The sequence below is a fragment of the Nocardia sp. NPDC057227 genome (genome assembly GCF_042669725.1).
In the GTDB taxonomy this organism is placed as follows: domain Bacteria; phylum Actinomycetota; class Actinomycetes; order Mycobacteriales; family Mycobacteriaceae; genus Nocardia; species Nocardia asteroides_A.
This window is the reverse complement of record NZ_JBHUXA010000009.1, coordinates 225,563-243,675: the sequence shown is the minus strand read 5'-3', so window position 1 is coordinate 243,675 and position 18,113 is coordinate 225,563. Positions and strand designations below refer to the sequence as shown.

Below are 18,113 nucleotides of genomic sequence, written 5' to 3'. Positions count from 1 at the left end.
ACAGCGACCGCATGCCGAGAACGGCCGGGACGCGGGGGTGACCGAGCGAGGGAGTGGCGCGCATGGCGCTGGTGGTGCTGGCGACCAATAACAAGTCGATGCCGAAGCTCGACGGCTCGATCAAGAACAAGGTCTACGACTTCTTCGAGAAGGTGCGTGCCGACGACACATTGCCCGGGCTGCACATCGAGCCGATCAGGGGCGCGGTGGACGCGCGGGTCCGCACCGGGCGAGTCGATCTGAACTATCGGGCGATCATGTTCCGGATCGACGGCAAGTCGGTCGAGACCACGTACATCTACCTCGGCACCTGGAAGCACGATGAGGCGAATCAGCTCGCGGAGAAATCGATCCTGCGGGTGAACCCGGTGAACGGGGTGCTCGAGGGCATCGTCGGTGAGCTGGACGGCCGCGGTGATCGCAAGAAGCGCACGGTGGTTCCCGATCCGACCGGGGCGCTGGCCCGGCTGGCGACGCGGCCCACGGTCGGCTACCTGAGCCACATCGGCTTCACCGCAGCCGATCTGACGGATCGACTCGGTCTCGACCCGGAACTCGCCGAGCGTGCGCTGGCAGCGCCGGACCAGGATGCCGTCCTGTCGGCGGCCCAGACAACCGAGGTCGCCTGGCAGCAGAACGCGCTGCTCGAACTGGCGGTGGGCCGCGCGATCGAGGACATCCGCGACGCGCTCGGCTTCACCGAGCAGCCGGTCGACCCGGGCCTCGACGAGAACGAGCAGATCATAGCCGCGCTCGAACATCCGGCGACCAAGATGCAGTTCACCCTCGTCGACGACAATGCCGAACTGCGCCGGGTGATCGAGGACGGCGACTTCAAGGCGTGGCGCACCTTCCTGCATCCGAATCAGCGGCGGTACGTGGAGAAGAGCAATCGCGGTGCGTTCCGCCTCTCCGGCGGCGCCGGCACCGGGAAGACGGTCGTGGCGCTGCACCGGGCCCGCTACCTGGCCGATCGTGACCCCGGCGCGCGAATCGTCCTGACCACGTTCAATCGGACACTCGCCATGACCATGGAAGCCGACCTGCGCGCGCTCGACCCGACACTCCCGATCGCCGACCGGCCGGGTGCGCCCGGCGTGCACGTGGCCGGGCTGGACAGCCTCGCCCACGCCGTTCTGACCAGGGCAGCCGACCATCATTACCAGAGCGCGGCGGAGCAGGTACTCGGCGCCGGAGCGGGTGCCAGGCGCCGCAACCGCACCGGTGACGACCGAGGCTGGGCCGCAGCCGTCCGGGCAGCGGGCGTCGATCTCGATCCGCGGCTGCGGAACAGCTCGTTCCTCGCGCCGGAGTACCTCGCAGTGGTGCTCGGCAACGAGATCACCACGCTGGAGGGGTACGCACGGGTGCCGAGGGCGGGCCGCGGCATCCGGTTGTCGCGCGCCCAGCGCACCGCTGTCTGGCGGGTCTTCGAGGAGTACCGGAAGCTGAATCGCGTCGGTGGCAGCCTGAGCTACCCCGAGGCGCTGGCCGTCGCGGCCGCCGTGCTGCGGGTGCAGGCCGAGGCCGAGAACCGGTACCAGGCCGATCACGTGATCGTGGACGAAGCGCAGGATCTGCACGCCACACACTGGCGGCTGCTGCGCGCGCTCGCCCCCGAGGGGCCGGACGACCTGTTCATCGCCGAGGACTCCCACCAGCGGATCTACGGTCAGCCGGTGGTACTCAACCGCCTCGGCATCAATATCCGCGGCCGGTCCAGCCGGCTGACCCTGAACTACCGGACCACCGCGCAGAACCTGCAGTTCGCGGTGAACATCCTGGCGGGCGCGAACTACACGGACCTGGAGGAAGCCGCCGAGACGACGGCGGGGTACACCTCGGCTCGGCTCGGCCCCGAGCCCCGGATGATCGAATGTGCCTCTCCGGGTGAGCAGTACGACGCGGTGACCGCGAGCGTGCAGCGATGGCTCGGCGAGCGCGAGGTGCGGCCCGGCGATGTCGCGATCCTCACCCGCGGTGCGAACGACCGCGACGAGTTCGTCGCCGAGCTCCGGCGGCGCGGCATCCCCGCGATGGCGCTGGACAAGGAGCCCGCCACGGACGACGCGATTCAGGTGCTGACGATGCACCGGGGCAAGGGCATGGAGTTTCGCTGTGTCGTCCTTGCCGGGATCGACAGCGAGCACGTGCCCGCCAAGGTCGCCGGGCAGGTGCCCGAGGAGGAGCAGGCCGACGCCAGGCAGCGGGAACGTTCGCTGCTCTATGTGGCGGCGAGCCGCGCCAGGGACGAGCTGGTCGTCACCTGGTACGGCGTGCGCTCGGAGCTGCTGCGCTGACTCACTTCGCGGCCAGCAGCTCCCCCAGCTCCGCGGCGGTGGCGGCGGTCATCGGCACGACGTGGAAGCCGTCGGCGGCCAGCCCGGTGTCCCGGTCGTCGTCCGCGTCGCCGACGACGACCACCTTCGCATCCGGCCAAGCGATGTCGACGGGCCAGTAGTACCGGCCGATCTCGGTGTCCACCTCCGGTTCCGGCACCCCGCGGCGCTGGAGCTCGGCCAGCAGCTCGCGCACTGCGTCCGAGGCGTGCACGGCGTGCTCCGACCAGGTCGGCTCCGGCGGCTCGGCGGCGACGAGCTCCAGCTGCGCGAAGACCTTCAGCGCGCCGTCCCTGGTGAGCTGGGCATGGAAGCGCTCGTTGCGGTAGGAGCGCAGGCAGCCGTAGCAGGATGTCTCGCTGCCGCATTCGCAGCGGGCCACTCGGTCGGCGGCGTAGCGCAGTACCGTGTCGAGCTTGGCAGCGATCTGCTTGGCGGCGCCCGCACCGGCGGGCACGGTGTCGAACAGCACGATGCTGCGGGCGCCGTCGCCGGTCCAGGCCAGTGTGCCATCGATGTCGTCACGGCTGATCTCCAGCGCCTCGGATGCCCCTTCGAGCAGCGCGTAGAGCACCGAAAGCCACTCGGCCTCGAATTCTCGGTCATAGGTGAAGTCGGAGAAGGTGAATTCGGCGACGTCGGTCTCGTACTGGTGGGCCAGGGACACCACGCCGAGCTGGCCGCCGCACGACGCCCCGGTGACCGGGTGCTCGTGCTTGACAGCGACTTTCGCGCCGCCCTGCGGAGCGGCCCATCCGCACCGCTGGCACAGCAGGAAACCGGCCCCCGTTCCTTCGCTGACCACCATCATCCGCGCCCGGGTGCCCGCTCGGGCCCACACCTCCCTCCCCTCGGCGGTGCGCCACGACAGTGGGTCCGAACTGTCCCCGATCGACTGGACGTAAGTCGCGCCGTACCAGTTGCGCTGCGGCACTTCGGAGCGCACGTCCTGGGGAAGCCGGTCGGCTACGAACCCGAACTCCGGCAGCACGCACCGCCGGGACGGCCCGAACTGTTCGTGACAGTTCGGGCAGGGTGTCGTGGGATCGAGATCGTGCCCGCATTCGAGATGCTTGCATTCCCGGCAGACCCGGTAGCGCATCTCCACGAGTTCCCGTTTCGGCAGTTTGTGCAGACCGCGCGAGGTCCAGATCTTGCCGCCGGCGACCACCTGGTTGCCGGGAGCGTAGTCGAAGATCGCTTGGCCGAGGTCACGGGAGAGTTCGAGTTTCGCCCCGAGGTCGGTCTGGCAGTGGGCGGTGCGCAGTTCGACGGTATCGACCGGGAAGCCGTACTTGGGCAGCACGTTCTTGTTGGCGAGGTAGCCGAGCAGCTGGCGATCCCGGATCGTCCGCAGCGTCTTCTGCAGCCGTCCGCAGAGTTCGTATCGGCGCTCTTTCTCGGCGGCCGCGATCAGGGCCTCGAAGACCGCGATGTCGTTGACGATGTCCTGCTCCGCCAACGCCAGCGCCTTGCACAGCGCGTCTACCCAGCGATCGTCGTCGACGCCGATCTCGGCGGCGGTGGCCGGTGGCAGCACCGCCTGCAGGGAGTGCCGGACTCGATCGGGTACCGGCGTGAGGAAGTGCCTGACCGCCGCCGCGGCGGACTCGCCGTTGTCGCCGGATTCGAAGAACGCGCCCGCGTGCCGCCACTCCACCCCGTCGCTGTCGTAGCGATCACGGAAGTAGGCGGCCAGCGCGATCGAGTAGGCGTGCCTGCGGCCGATGCGCGGGTTGTCGATCGGAATCCACGGTATGCGCATGATTCCGGCGATCATCCCCGCCGGGTGCTGGAACTTGGACAGATCGTGCGAGCTGCGCTTGGCGTAGGTGACGACGAGCGCCGCCGAGGCGGCCCGGCGTCCGGCCCGGCCTGCCCGCTGCACGTAGTTCGCCGTCTTCGGCGGCATGTTGCGCAGCATCACCGCCTGCAGCTCGCCGACATCGACCCCGAGCTCGAAGGTGGTCGAACAGGAGAGCACGTTGACCTCGCCGGTGACGAACCGCCGCTGGATGGCGGCGGCCTCCAGCGCCGCCCACTGCGCGGTGTGCTCCTGCGCGGTCAGCGGCACCTTGGTCAGGGTGCGGTACAGCATGCGGTAGTGGTTGGCGTCCGCAGCGGCGGCGGGCACCGGGTAGGGCGCCAGGCTACCGGGGCACGCACCGAGCGGGCAGACACCGCGAATGTTGTGCGCGGTGAGCCGGCGGCATACCCCACAGCGGAACCAGGTGCACTCGCTACCCGCGCGCAGCCGCAGCTTCTCGTGCGAGACCTGGTAGAGCACGCCGGCGGTCTTGTCCTGCTCGGCGGTGAAGTACCCGGCCTTCTCCAAGAAGTCCCAGCACGCGTCGAGCACCTTGCCGGCCGGGACGTCCGACCCGACAGCGGCGAGCGCCTTACGTACGAGCACGATCCGGTTGTTGGTAGTTCCGGGCTTGCCGCCCGGCCGCCAGCAGATGATCCGCTTGCGGCGGTCGGAATCAGCCGATCGCATGCGGATTCGCATATTGCGCGGTTCGAAGAGCGGGTCGGCGATATCGACGTCGGGCAGCAGGGTCAGCGCGCCCTGCAGGCGAACGGTCCGGACCAGTTCGGCGAGGAGGCCCCATACCTCGTCGTCGGTGAACCCGAGCCGGGCGAAACCGGACGGCAGCGGCGTCCGGCGCGACCGCGCCAGCGAGACCGCGAGCAGACCGAGCCCCTCGAGCGACTGCCGTTGGTCCATCGTCATCAGCTCGGCCATCACCCACGGATGCACCGTGCGCAGCTTGCTGGACCGCGTCGCGTCCTCGTCGAAGTGCTGGGCCCGGTCGGCGACCGCGCGGACCTTGTCGGCCACGTCCTCGACCGAGAGCAGTTCCCCCGCGTTCCGCGGGTCGTGCAGCGCCTCGGTGATGTATCGCCGGGTCAGCACACTGCCGTAGGTGCTGGAGAGGTATGGCGCCGCGAAGGCGGCCGCCTGTCGGGAGTCGGAGAACATCAACAGCTTCCGGCCGCCGCCCACCTGGTCGCCCGCCTCGCCATCGGCAGCGGGCAGGTGCTGGTAGAGCGCGGTCGCGATAACAGCGGGGGCGGCGTTGACATCGGTGCGCAGCCGTCGCACCACCTGCCTGGCTAGCGCGCCGCACTCGGTGCAGGAGCTCATCACCCGGCGCGCCGACCGGTGCTCCCGCACCGTCAATACCGGCCCGCCCGGGCAGCGCAGGGTGCAGGCGGCGCCGAGGACTCCGCAACCGGTGCAGAGCGTCCGCTGCCCAGTCTCGCCGGGATCGCCGCCGTCCTCGGCGAGGGTCGCCTCGTCCTCGTCCACGACGGAGTCGGCGGCGGTGTCGGTCAGCACCAGCCAGCGCACCGCGGTGTCCTTCTTGGCCGGCCGGAAGTACGCTACCCCCTCCTCGATGACCCGCTCCCCCGCCAGGTGCACCGCCCCGCAGCGCTGGCAGGTGCCGAACTCGAAAACGGCTCGGCCGCTGGCCGGATCGATCTCGTGCCTGCTCAGGAATACGGTAGGGCCGGCGTCGCCGAAGCTGACGAACGCGCCCTCGGTCGCGCGCACGAACATGTGGTAGCGCGCCGAGAGCACCGGATTACCGCCGCTGTCGATGACTTTCGAGCCGAGCGCGACGAGCGCCTCCAGCTTGGCCTGTCCCTCCTGGTCGTCCGGCCACAGCTTGTCCGCCAGGGCCCGCACGTCCACCGGGCCAGCGTGCGCGAAAGCCTTCAGGTTCGCGATCCTGCGCTCGGCGTGCAGCGATTCGGCGATATCGCCGGAGGCCACGTGCTCCCCGATGTCGGACAGGTCGGCGTCGGGCTCGGCGAGGCGGAGCAGGTCGGCGTCGGCGATCGTCCAGGTCGGCTCGCTCCGGCGCCGCATCCGGGTGGCGGTCACCAGGTCCTGCCTGGCCTCGTCATCGGCGGCGAACTCGAAGTCGGCGTCGAAGAGCTTGCGGGCGAAGGCGGTCGCCTCGGTGCCCTGGCTCGCCTCGGTGCTGCCGGACAGCGACGCCGAGGTGGCGATGCAGCGCAGCGGGCGGTGGCCGGCGACCCGGTCCCGGAGCCGGCGCAGCAGTAGCGCGACCTCGCCACCCTGGGCGCCGTCGTAGACGTGCGCCTCGTCGAGGACCAGGAACTTCCAGGTGTCGGGGTACTTGCCGTCGAAGAGTTCGAGGTCGCGGGGGCGCAGCAGCAGGTACTCGAGCATCGCGTAGTTGGTCAGCAGGAGGTGTGGCGGGTTCGCCCACATCTCCTCCCGGCTGAGCAACTCGTTGGGCAGCCGATCGACGCCGGGATGCATCTGCGCGAACGTCGATTCGGCGTCGGCGCGCTTCTCCTTGGTCTCCCCGGTGTAGCGGCCGAAGGTGATCTCCGGGGTGTCGGCCAGCAGCTCGCGCAGCCGCTTCAGCTGGTCGTTGGCCAGAGCGTTCATCGGGTACAGCAGCAGGGCCCGCACCCCGGGGCCGAGCGTGCCCGCCGCCTGCTCGGCCACCAGCTCGTTGAGGATCGGGTACAGGAAGCTCTCGGTCTTGCCGGACCCGGTTCCGGTGCTCACCACCAGGTTACGACCGGCCGTGACCTTGCGGATCGCGGTCTCCTGGTGCGCATACAGCGTCCGGTCCAGATCCATCGCCGAGTCGAACGCGGCGAAACCGGGGTTCAGCACCCCCTCGGCCATGAGGTCGCGGAGCGACCGGCCCGGCTCGTACGGCGGGGTGAGTTCCAGCAGCGGCCCCCTGGTGAGCAGCGGGGTGTCGTGCACCTCGCGGGCGAAGGCCTCGGCGAGCGCGGGATCGCGCGGCGCGATCAGGGTCTCGAGGTAGCGCTTGTAGCTCGCCTCGATGGCGGCTCCCGCCGCGAGCGGGTCCAGCCGGTCGGTCACGTCGGTTCTCCGATCGAATCGGGGTGGCGTTCGTGGGCGATCAATGCGTCGGCGATCAGCAGGTCGGTGCTCACCAGCGCGGGACACCGGCGAGCCAATCGTGCCCAGTCACCGCGCATCGCGGGCGTGATCGGCGCGACCCGCACACCGCGGGCGGTAAGCCGGGCGACGACCGCCAGCAGCAGCGACTGCATCGACATCAGCATCCAGGGCAGCTCACCGGTGTCGACACCGGCCAGGACCTCGTTGCGGGCGGCGATCTGATCGTAGGCGCCGCGTGAGGCCCGGCGCACCGCGGCGAGCAGCGGCGGCGAGCCCGCTCCGAGCCGCCCGGAGCCCGGGTCGTCCAGCCAGGTCAGCCGTTGCTCGAAGGCCTCGAACATGGCCGAGGTGCGGGTGTCGGTGTCGAGCAGGGCGGCGGGGACGATCTCGCACGCCGATTTCAGCTCCCGGACCCGGACCGGGTCCATCCGGTGCATAGCGACCGCCGAGGAGTCGAAGACACCCTCGCGCGGATCGCCCACCTTGCCCGCCAGCAGCTGGGGCAGCCGTTCACCACCCGCTTCGGCCAGCCTGCCGATCAGGTCGCGGTAGGCGACCGAGCCGCGGTCGCGGGCGAGCGCGGGCAGGTCCGCGATGTCGAGCAGGCAGGCGATCCACGGATCGGCGGGTACCACCGCGCGCACCACCGAGGCGAAATCGCACTCCGCGAGCCCGGCGGCGATGAGCAGTGCCGGATGCCCGGACGGCGGGATCGCGGTGTAGGTGAGGGCTTCGAGCGCGGAGCGCGGGTCGCGGCGCAGCAGGTCGTGCATGGCCGCGCGCATCGGGCGGGTGGCCCCGCCACCGGCGAGCGCGGCCCACACCTCGGGCAGGACCGAGCCGCCGGCCGGGGCGTCCCCGTGCCCGGCGAGGAAGCGGGAGAGCGCGGACCGGGTGGGATCCGGATCCGCGAACCACCCGGGCTGCTCGATCCGCAGGGCGTCGTCGCCCGGTCGTTCCGGCACAACGGGCACCGACCACGGGTCGTCGACGTACACCTGCACGGTGAGCGGGCCGGCGCCGATCAGCTCGGGCGGCAGTGTCGCGCGGACGCCGTCGAGCGCGAGTTGCGCCGGCTCCAGCCAGGGCGCGGTGTTCGCCCAGACAAACGCCGCGAGGTCGCTGCCGGAGACGCCGGCAAATAGCAGCGCGTCCCCGGCTACCTCGGCGCCCGTGCACAGCGCAGGTGGCCTGATCCGGGCCAGCCGCACCGTGCGGGTGCGGCCATCCCCGGTGTCGATCCTGGCCAGCAGCGCCGACACGCCGAGGCTTCGCGCGGTGTCCAGAAACGCCCGGGTCGGCACCCGGAAGACATTGTCGGCGGCGACCTTCGGGATCTCGACCTGCCGGATCGCGCCCGCGCGATCGGTGAGGGCGATGTCCACCTCCACCTCGCCGGGTACCCGAACGGCGAGCGTCGCGTGCTCGGCGAGCTGGTCGGTGGTCAGCGCGGCGGCCGCGGTGCGCCACTGCGCGACCCCGCCCACCCCGTCGACCCGGAGTTCGACGTGCGGCGGGCGGACGAGCAGCCGCTCGGTGTGGCCGCCGGACCCGGTGCGGATCTCGAGATCGCGAACCGCACGGCCGAATTCGAGCCGTTTCTCGTCGACGGCGAGCGGCGGGCGGGCGGCGAGCGCGCAGGAGGCGGGGGCGAGACCGTCGCCGTCGGGCACCCGGAACTCGGCGCTGTACCGCACGTCCAGCCCTTCGGCGAGGAAGACCGAATGCCGCAGGTCGGAGCCGAGCGGACCGCTGACCACCACGTCGAACAAGCCGAGCAGCCCCGGCGCGACCCCGTCGAACGGGTCGAGCTCGGTCTCTTCGGAGCCGGCCTCCCACTCCTGGTCGGTCAGCCAGTCGACGGTTCCCGCCCGCCGCGTGCGCACCCGCCATGTAGTGGGCACGCCAGTCGGCGGCAACTCGACGCCCGGCCGCGCGGCGTACACGGAGAGGCCGTTCCGGGTGGTCACCCCCGGCAGCGGCGCGCCGAACCCGAGCCGGGCGGCGGCACTGGCCCGCACCTGCCGCAGCGGCCCCGTGTGCGGCCCGCGCCGCCACCGGATCGCGGCGGGCCCGGAGAGGTCGTAACTCCGCGCGCGCCAGTCCTGCCAGCCGATCGGGATCAGCTCGTCGAGCGGCTCCAGCGGCACTCCCGCATCGGCGTCGATCACCGCCGCGTCGTGCGGGCACACCGCGATCACCGTGCCGCGCGGGAGTGCGGCGTGCCGCGACAGCGCCCGACCGGACTCGTCGAAGAGCAGCAGCGGATCGTTCTTGTCGACCAGTGGGATGCGGATCATGCCAGGCACCGACTCGTGGCCGAGCACGATCTGACGAACCGGCCGCGGTACCGGCACCGGGGTGGCGGGTTGCGCGGTATCGTCGGCACTCCCCCAGGCCCGTTCGGCGTAGACCGTCTGCGGCGCCCCGTCGAACAGGACCCGCCACGGCGACTCCGGCGTGGACTCCGGATACGGCACCTCGACGACGATCCTGTGGTCGAGCGGCGAGTACGCGACGGCCGGCTGCCTGGTCCGCGCGACCGCGCTGGGCTCCCGCGGACCGGAGCCGAGCGGGCGCTCCGCCAGCCGGTCGATCAGCGCGTCCAGCAGGAGGTTCGGCAGCCCGGTGGTGGCGGTGTCGAGATCGAGATCGTTGGCCGCTTCCGGATGCTCACCGAAGTACTCGGCGAACTCGATGATCCGGTCCACGATGTCGACGGCGACCTCGCCGCCGAGCCGCAGGAAATTCCGGACCGGCACGTCGAGCCGGTCCAGCCGGTAGGCCATGCCCGGCGCGGTGAGCCACTCGAAGACCGCAGCGCCGGTGGCCGTCCGCCCGGCACTGACGTGCTGATCGATGACGTCGACCAGATCGTCGAGGCAGTGCACGGGGATACCGGCGTGCACCGCCATGACCTGGACGTATTGATGTTCCAGCTCGGGAAATTCGCGCATCCGGAAGGTGCGGAGCAGATCACGGAGCGTTTCGCGCAGGAGCGATTCGAACTCGAGGTCACGCGGGAGACCGACTTCGTCCCAGAAGCTGTCCCAGTACCGGTTGCGGTCGTAGTGCATGCCCGCGTGCCCGATGAGCGTCGTCAGGGTCAGAGCGGGGAATCGCGCGATGATCCACTCCGCCCCCATGGCGCGGTGGTACCGGCGAATCATCTGGGCGAACAGCTCCGTGCTGCGGGCGATGTCGTCGGCATCCAGGTTCAGCTCGGCGAACAGCGCGATCCGGCGCAGCTCACCGGCGCGCGCGCGTTCCAGCTCACCCGCCTGCTGTACCGAGAACGACTCCGTCATCGCACGCCCCCTGATCGTGTCGCGCCTGCCGCCCCTCTTGTCGTCCGGAGCAGCCCACACGCTACGTCCCGGCTACGAATCGGACATAATTTCCCTCGGGCCGCCGATCGCAATCGGCGGTGGGTGGGTGGCGCGGTGATCGGGAGGTACGGAGTGCGGGCATCTTTGGAGTCACGGATCCGCGCCCTGCTGCGGACCGAGGGGTCCATGTCGGCGCGCGCGCTGACCGAGGCGATCGATGACCCGGCTTGCACAAGGACCATGATCAACAGCCTGCTCCACGCTCGCCAGGACATCTTCAGCAAATCCGACGACACCCCGCCGATCTGGTCGATCCGCCGGGTTGCCAACGCCGTCGATGCGACAGCCGAGCCGGACGCAGGTACCTCGGCGGGCGGGCGAACCGGGAACGGGAAATCGGCCGACGCCAGCCGGACGACGCAGTCCCGGCTCCGGCTGCACACCTGGCAGAAGCAGACGCTGGCAGGTTGGCGGAACCGCGGCCACCGGGGCATCGTCGAGGCGGTCGACGGCGCGGGCAAGACCGTGCTCGGCATCGCCGCCGCAGCGGAGGCTGTCGAGGCGGGACATCAGGTGGCGATCCTCGTCCCGGACGCCGACCAGCAGCGCCGGTGGCTAGATGCGCTCCGGAATATGCTGCACAACAACAGCATCGACGGCTCCGGCGGCGCCGCGGGCCGGCTGCCCGCGCACGGCGACATCACCGTCGTCACCGCCTACGCCGCGATCCGGGACCGGCTGATCGACAGGTACACCCAACACCGGCCGACGGCTTTGATCGTCGACGACGTGCACGGCTACAGCGCGGGTGCGTACGCCAAAGCGCTGCTCCCGCTCTTCCAGTGGCGCCTCGCGCTCACCTGCGGCGCCGAACGCGGCGACGACCTGATCCGGACCGTCGTCCGGCCGTATTTCGGCGAGATCATCCCCGGCTGCGACTACCCGCACGCCGTGCACAACGGCCTGCTCCCCCGGATCGCCCTCGTCCAGGTGCCGGTGCGGTTCACCGCGAGCGAGGATCGGGCCTTCCGAGCCGCCGACGACCGCGCCGAGCGCGCACTCGACACTCTCGTCGGCACTTACGGCGCGCCGGATGTCCCCGCCGCTGCCGAGGAATTCGCGAGAGCGCAGGTCGACGGCAGAGGACCGGCCGCGGTACCCGCGAAGCGCTACCTGGAGGCGATCGGCAAGCGTGCCGAGGTGCTCGGCGGCTCTCAAGAGAAGCTGGCCGCGCTACGCGCCCTACCCGTCCCGGTGCTGGCCGGCACGCAGACGATCTTCTTCACCGACCGGACGGCCACCGCGACCCGGCTGGTGCAGGCCCTCGGCCGTGCCGACTTCCAGATCGCCAGGGTCGGAGCGGATGTCAGCGCTGTGGCCCGCGACGAGATCGCGCGGCGCCTGCGGGAGCGCGGGCTGCACGCGGTCGTCGAACACCGCGGTCTCGACCCGGTGCTGACCGTCCCGCACGTCGGCATGGGCGTATTCGTCACACCGGATCTCACCGAGCGGCAACTGGCGCACCGGTTGGGCCGAGTGATCCGCCCAGGTGCGGCGCGGGCGCCGGTGATCCTGCTGGTCTATGTCGAGAACTCCGCAGAGGATCCGCGCCGTGCCGGTGCGCACATCCGTAAACTCCGGCAGATCGCCGCGGAGGAGGTCACCGTCGGCGCGGGCGAGCTTCCCGGCCTGCTGACCCGCCTGTTCCCCGCCCCGGACCCCGCCGAGCCGCACCCCGTTACACCATCCCCGGCACCGCCACCCGCTGCACCATCGCCCGCACCGCGACCCGTTGCACCATCCCCGAGAACGGAACCCGGGCGTCCCACGCCGCGCAGCATGCCCGGGATACGCCGCACCGACCGCCCGAAACCGGAGCCGACGGCCCCGGCGCCGGAACCCGTACCCGCACCCACCGAACCGGAGGCCGCCCCCGTGACGACCGAACTCACCGATCAGCTGCACGCCCAGGGCGGGATCGCGACCGCAGACGAGATCGGCGACCTCATCGGCCTCACCGACCCGCGAGCGATGACGACGGCGGTCACCGCGGCCGCGGCCGCGGGAATCCTCGACTTCCGTCCGATCTCCGACGATGCCGAGGAGCTGGTACTGCTGGCGGCCGCGGCCGGCGGCACCGCCGCGCAGCGCGGGGCCGCGCTCGACCTCGTCACGGAATGGGCGGTCCGCGCAGCCGATCCGATCGAGGATTTCCCGCGGGTGGTCCGCGCCCTGGCACCGCTGCGGGTGCCGCACCATCGGCTCATCGGCGTCGCGGCCTTCCTGCGCGGCACCACGCCCGCCGGGCTGCTCTGACGGGATCGCGTCAAGACACCGTCGTGACCTCGGCGCGCGCCAGCGGCCACGCCAGGGCCAGCGCGGCGACGGCCCGGTCGGTGAACTCGGACTGCCCCATGCTCCGCAGCGCGCGGCGCATCACCTCCCTGCGGTCGGCCGAGCCCGGTTCGCCGATGGCAACGGCGATGGCCCCCGCCAGTTCCCGCAGCGGTACCTGGTCGACCGAGCGGGGGCCGAGCGTACGCAGGTCGGTCAGCGGCTGCTCCGGCGTGCGGTAGGCGCGCAGCGCGGGATCGTCGGCGGCGGCGAGTGGGTCGTCGGCGAGCAGATCGCCACCCGCGACCGCCGCGCTCAGCAGCCGCTCGATCGTGGCAGGGGTGTCGTCGCTTCCGGTCGAGCCGGTGGACCGCCGGTAGGCGGCAAGCAGCCGGGCGCCGGTGACCGGGCCCTCGACCTCGACGATCCGCACCAGGTCCTGGGTCACCGCGTTCGGCGCCGCGACGCCCGGCGCGGCGAGCGGCTCGGTGAAGGCGCGGTAGTCGCGCACCACGGGCTCGGGCGCGACGGGCGGCTCCGCAGTCTGCGGCGGTTCCGAAATCCGCGGCGACTCCGATCTCTGCGGCGGCGTCGGCGTCCACTCCGACACCGGTGGCTGCTCCGCCGCCGGAGTCCAGCTGGAAGCCAGCGAAGCCGAGGGCGCGACCTCCCGCACCCCGGCCTCGGCAGCGCTGGCTCCGTCGGGCGGGTCGGCAGACACAGCAACGACCTCCTCCGGCGCGAGCGGAAGCAACCCGAGTTCCTCGAAGGTCGCCCACAGCGGCGCCATCGCCGCCTCCGGGTCGCGCAGGAACTGCGACTGCCGGATCCGCACGAACGGCCACCCGCACCGCTGCAGCTCGCGCTGGTTCGACAAATCGTTGTCGAACTCCACGGGCCCATCCCAGCGATCCCCGTCGCACTGCACGGCGACCCGTGCATGGGAGCCGGTGACCACCATGTCGATGTCGTACCCCGTGGCGTCGTAGTGTGCCCCGACGCGGTACTCCCGTTCCGCGATCCGATTGAAAACCTGCTGCTCGAACAGCGAGTCGAAGGGCGCGACCACCCGATCCTCCGGGACCGGCAGCATCCGCCCCGCAGCCTGCTCGACGTCGTGCTGCCATGCCTCCAGGCAGTAGTCGAGCAGCCGGTACCGCATGTCGGAGGGGTTGCGCAGGTCGTCGAGGGTGACCGAGTGGAACAGCCAGAGCTGGTCGCGCGCACGGGAAACCGCGACGTTGTAGCGCTGGATAGCCTCGTCCCGGCTCTGCGCCACCAGCCGCGCCTCCGGCCCGCGCGCCTTCACCATGGACAGGAAGACGACGTCGCGCTCGGCGCCCTGAAAATCCGCCGCGTCGCCGCACCGCAACTGCCTGCGGGTCAGCTCCTCGGGCTGGAACCGCGCGAGCAGCTTGTCCCAGATCAGCTTGGCCTGCTGCGTGCCGAGCAGCGAGATCACCCCGAAGGTCTTGCCGTCGTAGGCGGGGTCGGCGGCGCAGCGCTCGATCTGCTCGACGATGCGGTCCGCCTCGGCGATATTGACGTTGGTCTTGCCCGGGTTGACGCCGTCGGAGACGTGCACGGTGCGGATCGGCGGCAGCCGGTCGGCGCCGAACATCCGAACCGGGATCAGCCGCACGTTGTACGGCTCGTAGGCGATCTTGTTGGAGAAGCCGATGATCTCGGGTACGCAGCGCCGATGCTCGACGAGCGTCAGCCGCGCCGGGAACCGCATCGTCGCCTCGTCGAACAGGCTCCGCTTCGGCTCCTGCCAGGTCGCCCGATACTTGTCGTCGAACAGGTACTGCCCCGCGAGCTTCTCGAGTTCCTTCTGGTCCACCCCGACCGCCGACGGCGAGACCTGCTTGTCGTCGCCGATCACCACGATGCGCGGGGCGAGGTACTGCAGGAACACCGATTCCAGCCCGGCCTGGGACGCCTCGTCCACCACCACCACGTCGAACATGTCCTGCTCGATGTCGAGTTGCTCGACCACCCGGTAGATCGGCATGATCCAGACCGGCACCGCGGAGCGGCAGCGCGCCAGGGTCTGCTTGATCTCTGCCCGGCGTCGGCCGGCATACATGCCGGTGCCCTTGCCGAGCTTGCGGACCAGCTGCACGTACTGCCGCAGGTCGGCGCGCGAGCTGTTGCTCAGCCGGCCCGGTCCGACCGCCCTGGCCCAGGCCCTGGTCACCGCGAGCACGGTGGCCTCGGCGCGCAGCTGTTCCTCGATCGAATCGAGTGCGCGCAGCAGGTCGTTCACCTGCTCGTCGGCCAGCTGATCCAGCCAGGTACCCGCAGCGGCCCAGGCCCAGGCCGCGGGCAGTTCGCGCAACCGGGTGTCCCAGCCGGGATCACCGAGGGTCGCCACGATGTTCGCGTGCAGTGCGGGGGCCGCCGCGAGCCGTGCCTCCAGTTCCTGCCGCTGCGCGCGCAGCTCCCGCAGCCTCCGCAGCTCTGTGAGGCGAGCCAGCGCACGGTGGTAGGCGGGGCCGTCGCTGTGCTCGATCGCGGCGCGCAGGTCGTGCAGGTTGGCGGTGGCGCGCGGGTCGTTGCCGAGCGAGACCAGCCGCTGCAGCAGCTCGTTGATCGGAGCCTGCGCTGCGCGCAGCGCATCGAGTGCGGTCACGGCGTGGAAGGCCTCGACCATACGCTGCACCGAGCCGGGGTCGGCCCAATCCGGTTCCGGCAGGCCGTACATGCGCAGCTTCGCTCCGGCGCCCTGCAACTGCGTGCCGAACCGGAGCACACCCTCGAGCCGCGCGAGCCGTTCCCGGTGCCAGGCCAGCCGCCAGCTCGGCGCGCCCGCCTGTGGCTGGGCGACGCCCTGCCACGCGGCGTCGAGCTGGTTGAGCAACCGGCTCGCGTGCTCGTACTGGCGAAACTTCTCCAGTTGCTCGGCGGTGGTGGGGATCCGTCCGTCCACCCGGACGTTGTCGAAGAGCGGCTTGGCGTCCTTGATCACCTTGGCCGTGGTGAGCCCGGCCTTCGGCGACCCGTCGCTCTGGATTTTGAGCTCGCCCTTCCGTTCGATGTGCGCCAGCACGGCCTCGGTGAGCGCCACCAGCGGGGCGAGATCGGTGCTGTGCACGGTGATCTCGCTGATGCCGACCGCCGCCACCGCGGCCTCGACCGGGACGAGCAGCTCGCCGATGCGGTGTGCCCTGGTCTGCCACTCGACCGGCCGCCCCGCCCGCACGTCGAGCAACGCGTCCCGGATCCAGGTCTCGCGCTGGTCGGACAGCTCAGCGGCGGCCCGGTCCTGCCCCTGCACGAGTTCCTGTAGCTCGGCCCTGGTGTGCGGCGCCAGGGTCGACGCCCGGCGGACCCATTCGGTCTGCCCCACCTCCCGGTAGTCGCGGCAGCGCTGCTCCGCCTCGGCGCGCCGGGCGAACCACTGGTCCACCTGCGCGGCCGGCGGCAGCTCCGAGTTGGTGACGAGTTCGGGCGCCTGCGCCTCCGGGTCGCGCAGTGTCTCGTCCAGCACGAGTTCCCGCCAGCGGCCGTACTCCTGCGCCGAAACGGGCGGGGCCTCGATGGTTCCCGGCGCGACGAGCCCGTCGATCCAGCCGAACCGATCCCGGTCCGCGCGGTGTGCCGCCACGAGCTCGGTCAGCGTGCCGCGGTATCCGGCGATGTCGTAGGTACGCACCTCGGCTTCCCTGGCCGCACGCAGCCGTCCCATGAACCCTGCTCTGCGCTCGCGCAGCTCGCCGATCCGGCGCTGCGCACCGGCGATCTGCCGGTCGGAGCGGGCTTGGTCGTGTTCGGCGGCGGCTTCGGAGATCCGCTCGACAGCTACCTCCAGGTCGGCGAACGAGTCCCTGGATGCCCCCACCACGGCGACCGAGAGCGGCTTGATCGCGTCCGGGAGCTTGCCGCGCACCTCCTCGAGCGCGCGGTCGGTGTGCGCGGTGACCAGCACCCGCTTGCCTTGGGCGAGCAGGTGCGCGATCAGCGCGGCTGCGGTGTGCGTCTTCCCGGTGCCCGGCGGCCCCTGCACGATGGTGTGCGCGCTGGAGTCGACGTGGTCGAGGATGCGCAGCTGTACGTCGTTGAGCGGCATCGGCAGGAAGCTGTCGGCGCCGTCGCGGACGATGGCGCCCTCATCGCTCGGCTGATCGCGGCGCGGCACGTAGTCGGGGTCGACCAGATTGCGTATGCCCTCGGGGACTGCCCGCTGCTCGCGGATGCGCTGGGCGATGGAGTCGAGCACCCGCACCAGCCCGCGCTTGCCGCGGGAGCGCAGGATCACCGCGGGGGCGTAGGCACCGGTCGCTTCCCGCCCCGGCACGGCGGGGGTCATCTGCTCGAGGTAGTCGGCGCCGTAGTTGATGCAGTTGATGACCCTGCGGACCAGCCCGCCGACCGCGGGTTCGTCGAACGGGTCGATCGCCTCGCTGCGCGCGAACTCCTCGGCTTGGTGCAGGTGGGTGGCGCTGCTGAGGTGACCGTGCTCCAGGAAGTCCATGAGCTCGACCAACATCCCGCCGCCGGTCTCCACCGTGACCGCGAGCGCGCCCGAGTTCGTGTCGAACTCGATCTTCACCGGAACCGTGAGGACGTGCCTACGCACGGTCGCGCCGGTCGGCGGCTTCCAACTCAGGCAGCCGAGGCCGAGCACTGCCTCGGTCGTCTCCGACGCCGCGCTCAACCGGGTGTAGATGTCGTAGAGCTCGCGGTATAGCCGGTGCACGAGCTGATCGCGGCGCGCCTTGTACGCCCACGGGCGCCACCGGGTCATCCACTTCTCGAAGCCGCGCCGAATCTCCGGGTAATCGCTCAGCAGTTCCTCACCGTCGGCACCCCTCCTTCTGCTGCGCAGCTCCGGCTCGGCATCGGGATCGTCGATCCGCCCGGGCGCCAGCCAGGCGAGCACGTCGGCGTCGTGCAGCTCGACCACCGGCTCGACCCGCACCTTGGCAACCCGGAGAAACGGCTCACCGGGTGACTCGGCCTGGTACTGCACGGCCGAATGCACCGGGAGATCCGCCAGCCAGAGCACCGTTCCGAGGTCGGCGACCTCGGAGATCTTGGTCATCCCGATGTCCTGCACCCGGGCCAGATACTGGAACAGCCGTGCGCCGCGATCCGCCGGCGTGGCGCCCCCGCCCGCCATTACCGTCACCGCGTCCTCCTCGTTTCTCGATCCCGCCGGACGATCCCCGTTGGTCTCGAACGCTA

Annotated in this window: 5 protein-coding genes; 2 read left to right on the top strand and 3 right to left on the bottom strand. The window is 71.1% G+C overall.

All coding sequences use genetic code 11. The annotated features are described in order from the left end of the window. The first annotated feature begins 62 nt into the window (after window positions 1-62). Entirely contained in the window at window positions 63-2,300 is a 2,238-nt protein-coding gene (locus ACFUJ1_RS15710) for a 3'-5' exonuclease (RefSeq protein ID WP_378646054.1), read from the top strand. Window position 2,301: 1 nt separating this feature from the next. Here ACFUJ1_RS15710 and ACFUJ1_RS15705 read toward each other — a convergent pair whose 3' ends face one another. Both ACFUJ1_RS15705 and ACFUJ1_RS15700 read right to left on the bottom strand, forming a co-directional pair. Beyond that, window positions 2,302-7,218 carry a DEAD/DEAH box helicase gene (locus ACFUJ1_RS15705; RefSeq protein WP_378646052.1) on the bottom strand — a complete coding sequence of 1,639 codons (4,917 nt, stop codon included), beginning with the start codon at window positions 7,216-7,218 and terminating at the stop codon, window positions 2,302-2,304. Then, on the bottom strand, window positions 7,215-10,568 hold the full coding sequence (locus ACFUJ1_RS15700) for a hypothetical protein (RefSeq protein ID WP_378646050.1): 3,354 nt from the start codon (window positions 10,566-10,568) through the stop codon (window positions 7,215-7,217). Before ACFUJ1_RS15700 ends, ACFUJ1_RS15705 begins: the two co-directional genes overlap by 4 nt. 165 nt (window positions 10,569-10,733) lie before the next feature. Here ACFUJ1_RS15700 and ACFUJ1_RS15695 point away from each other — a divergent pair, with 165 nt between their 5' ends. After that, complete coding sequence (locus ACFUJ1_RS15695; protein ID WP_378646048.1) at window positions 10,734-12,905, top strand: DEAD/DEAH box helicase; 2,172 nt, start codon at window positions 10,734-10,736, stop codon at window positions 12,903-12,905. Between the two features lie 10 nt (window positions 12,906-12,915). On the opposite strand, the gene ACFUJ1_RS15690 is transcribed toward ACFUJ1_RS15695, so the two are convergent. Continuing rightward, window positions 12,916-18,048 (bottom strand): AAA domain-containing protein, encoded by a 5,133-nt coding sequence (locus ACFUJ1_RS15690; RefSeq protein ID WP_378646113.1) that lies wholly within the window; start codon window positions 18,046-18,048, stop codon window positions 12,916-12,918. Window positions 18,049-18,113: the final 65 nt, after the last annotated feature.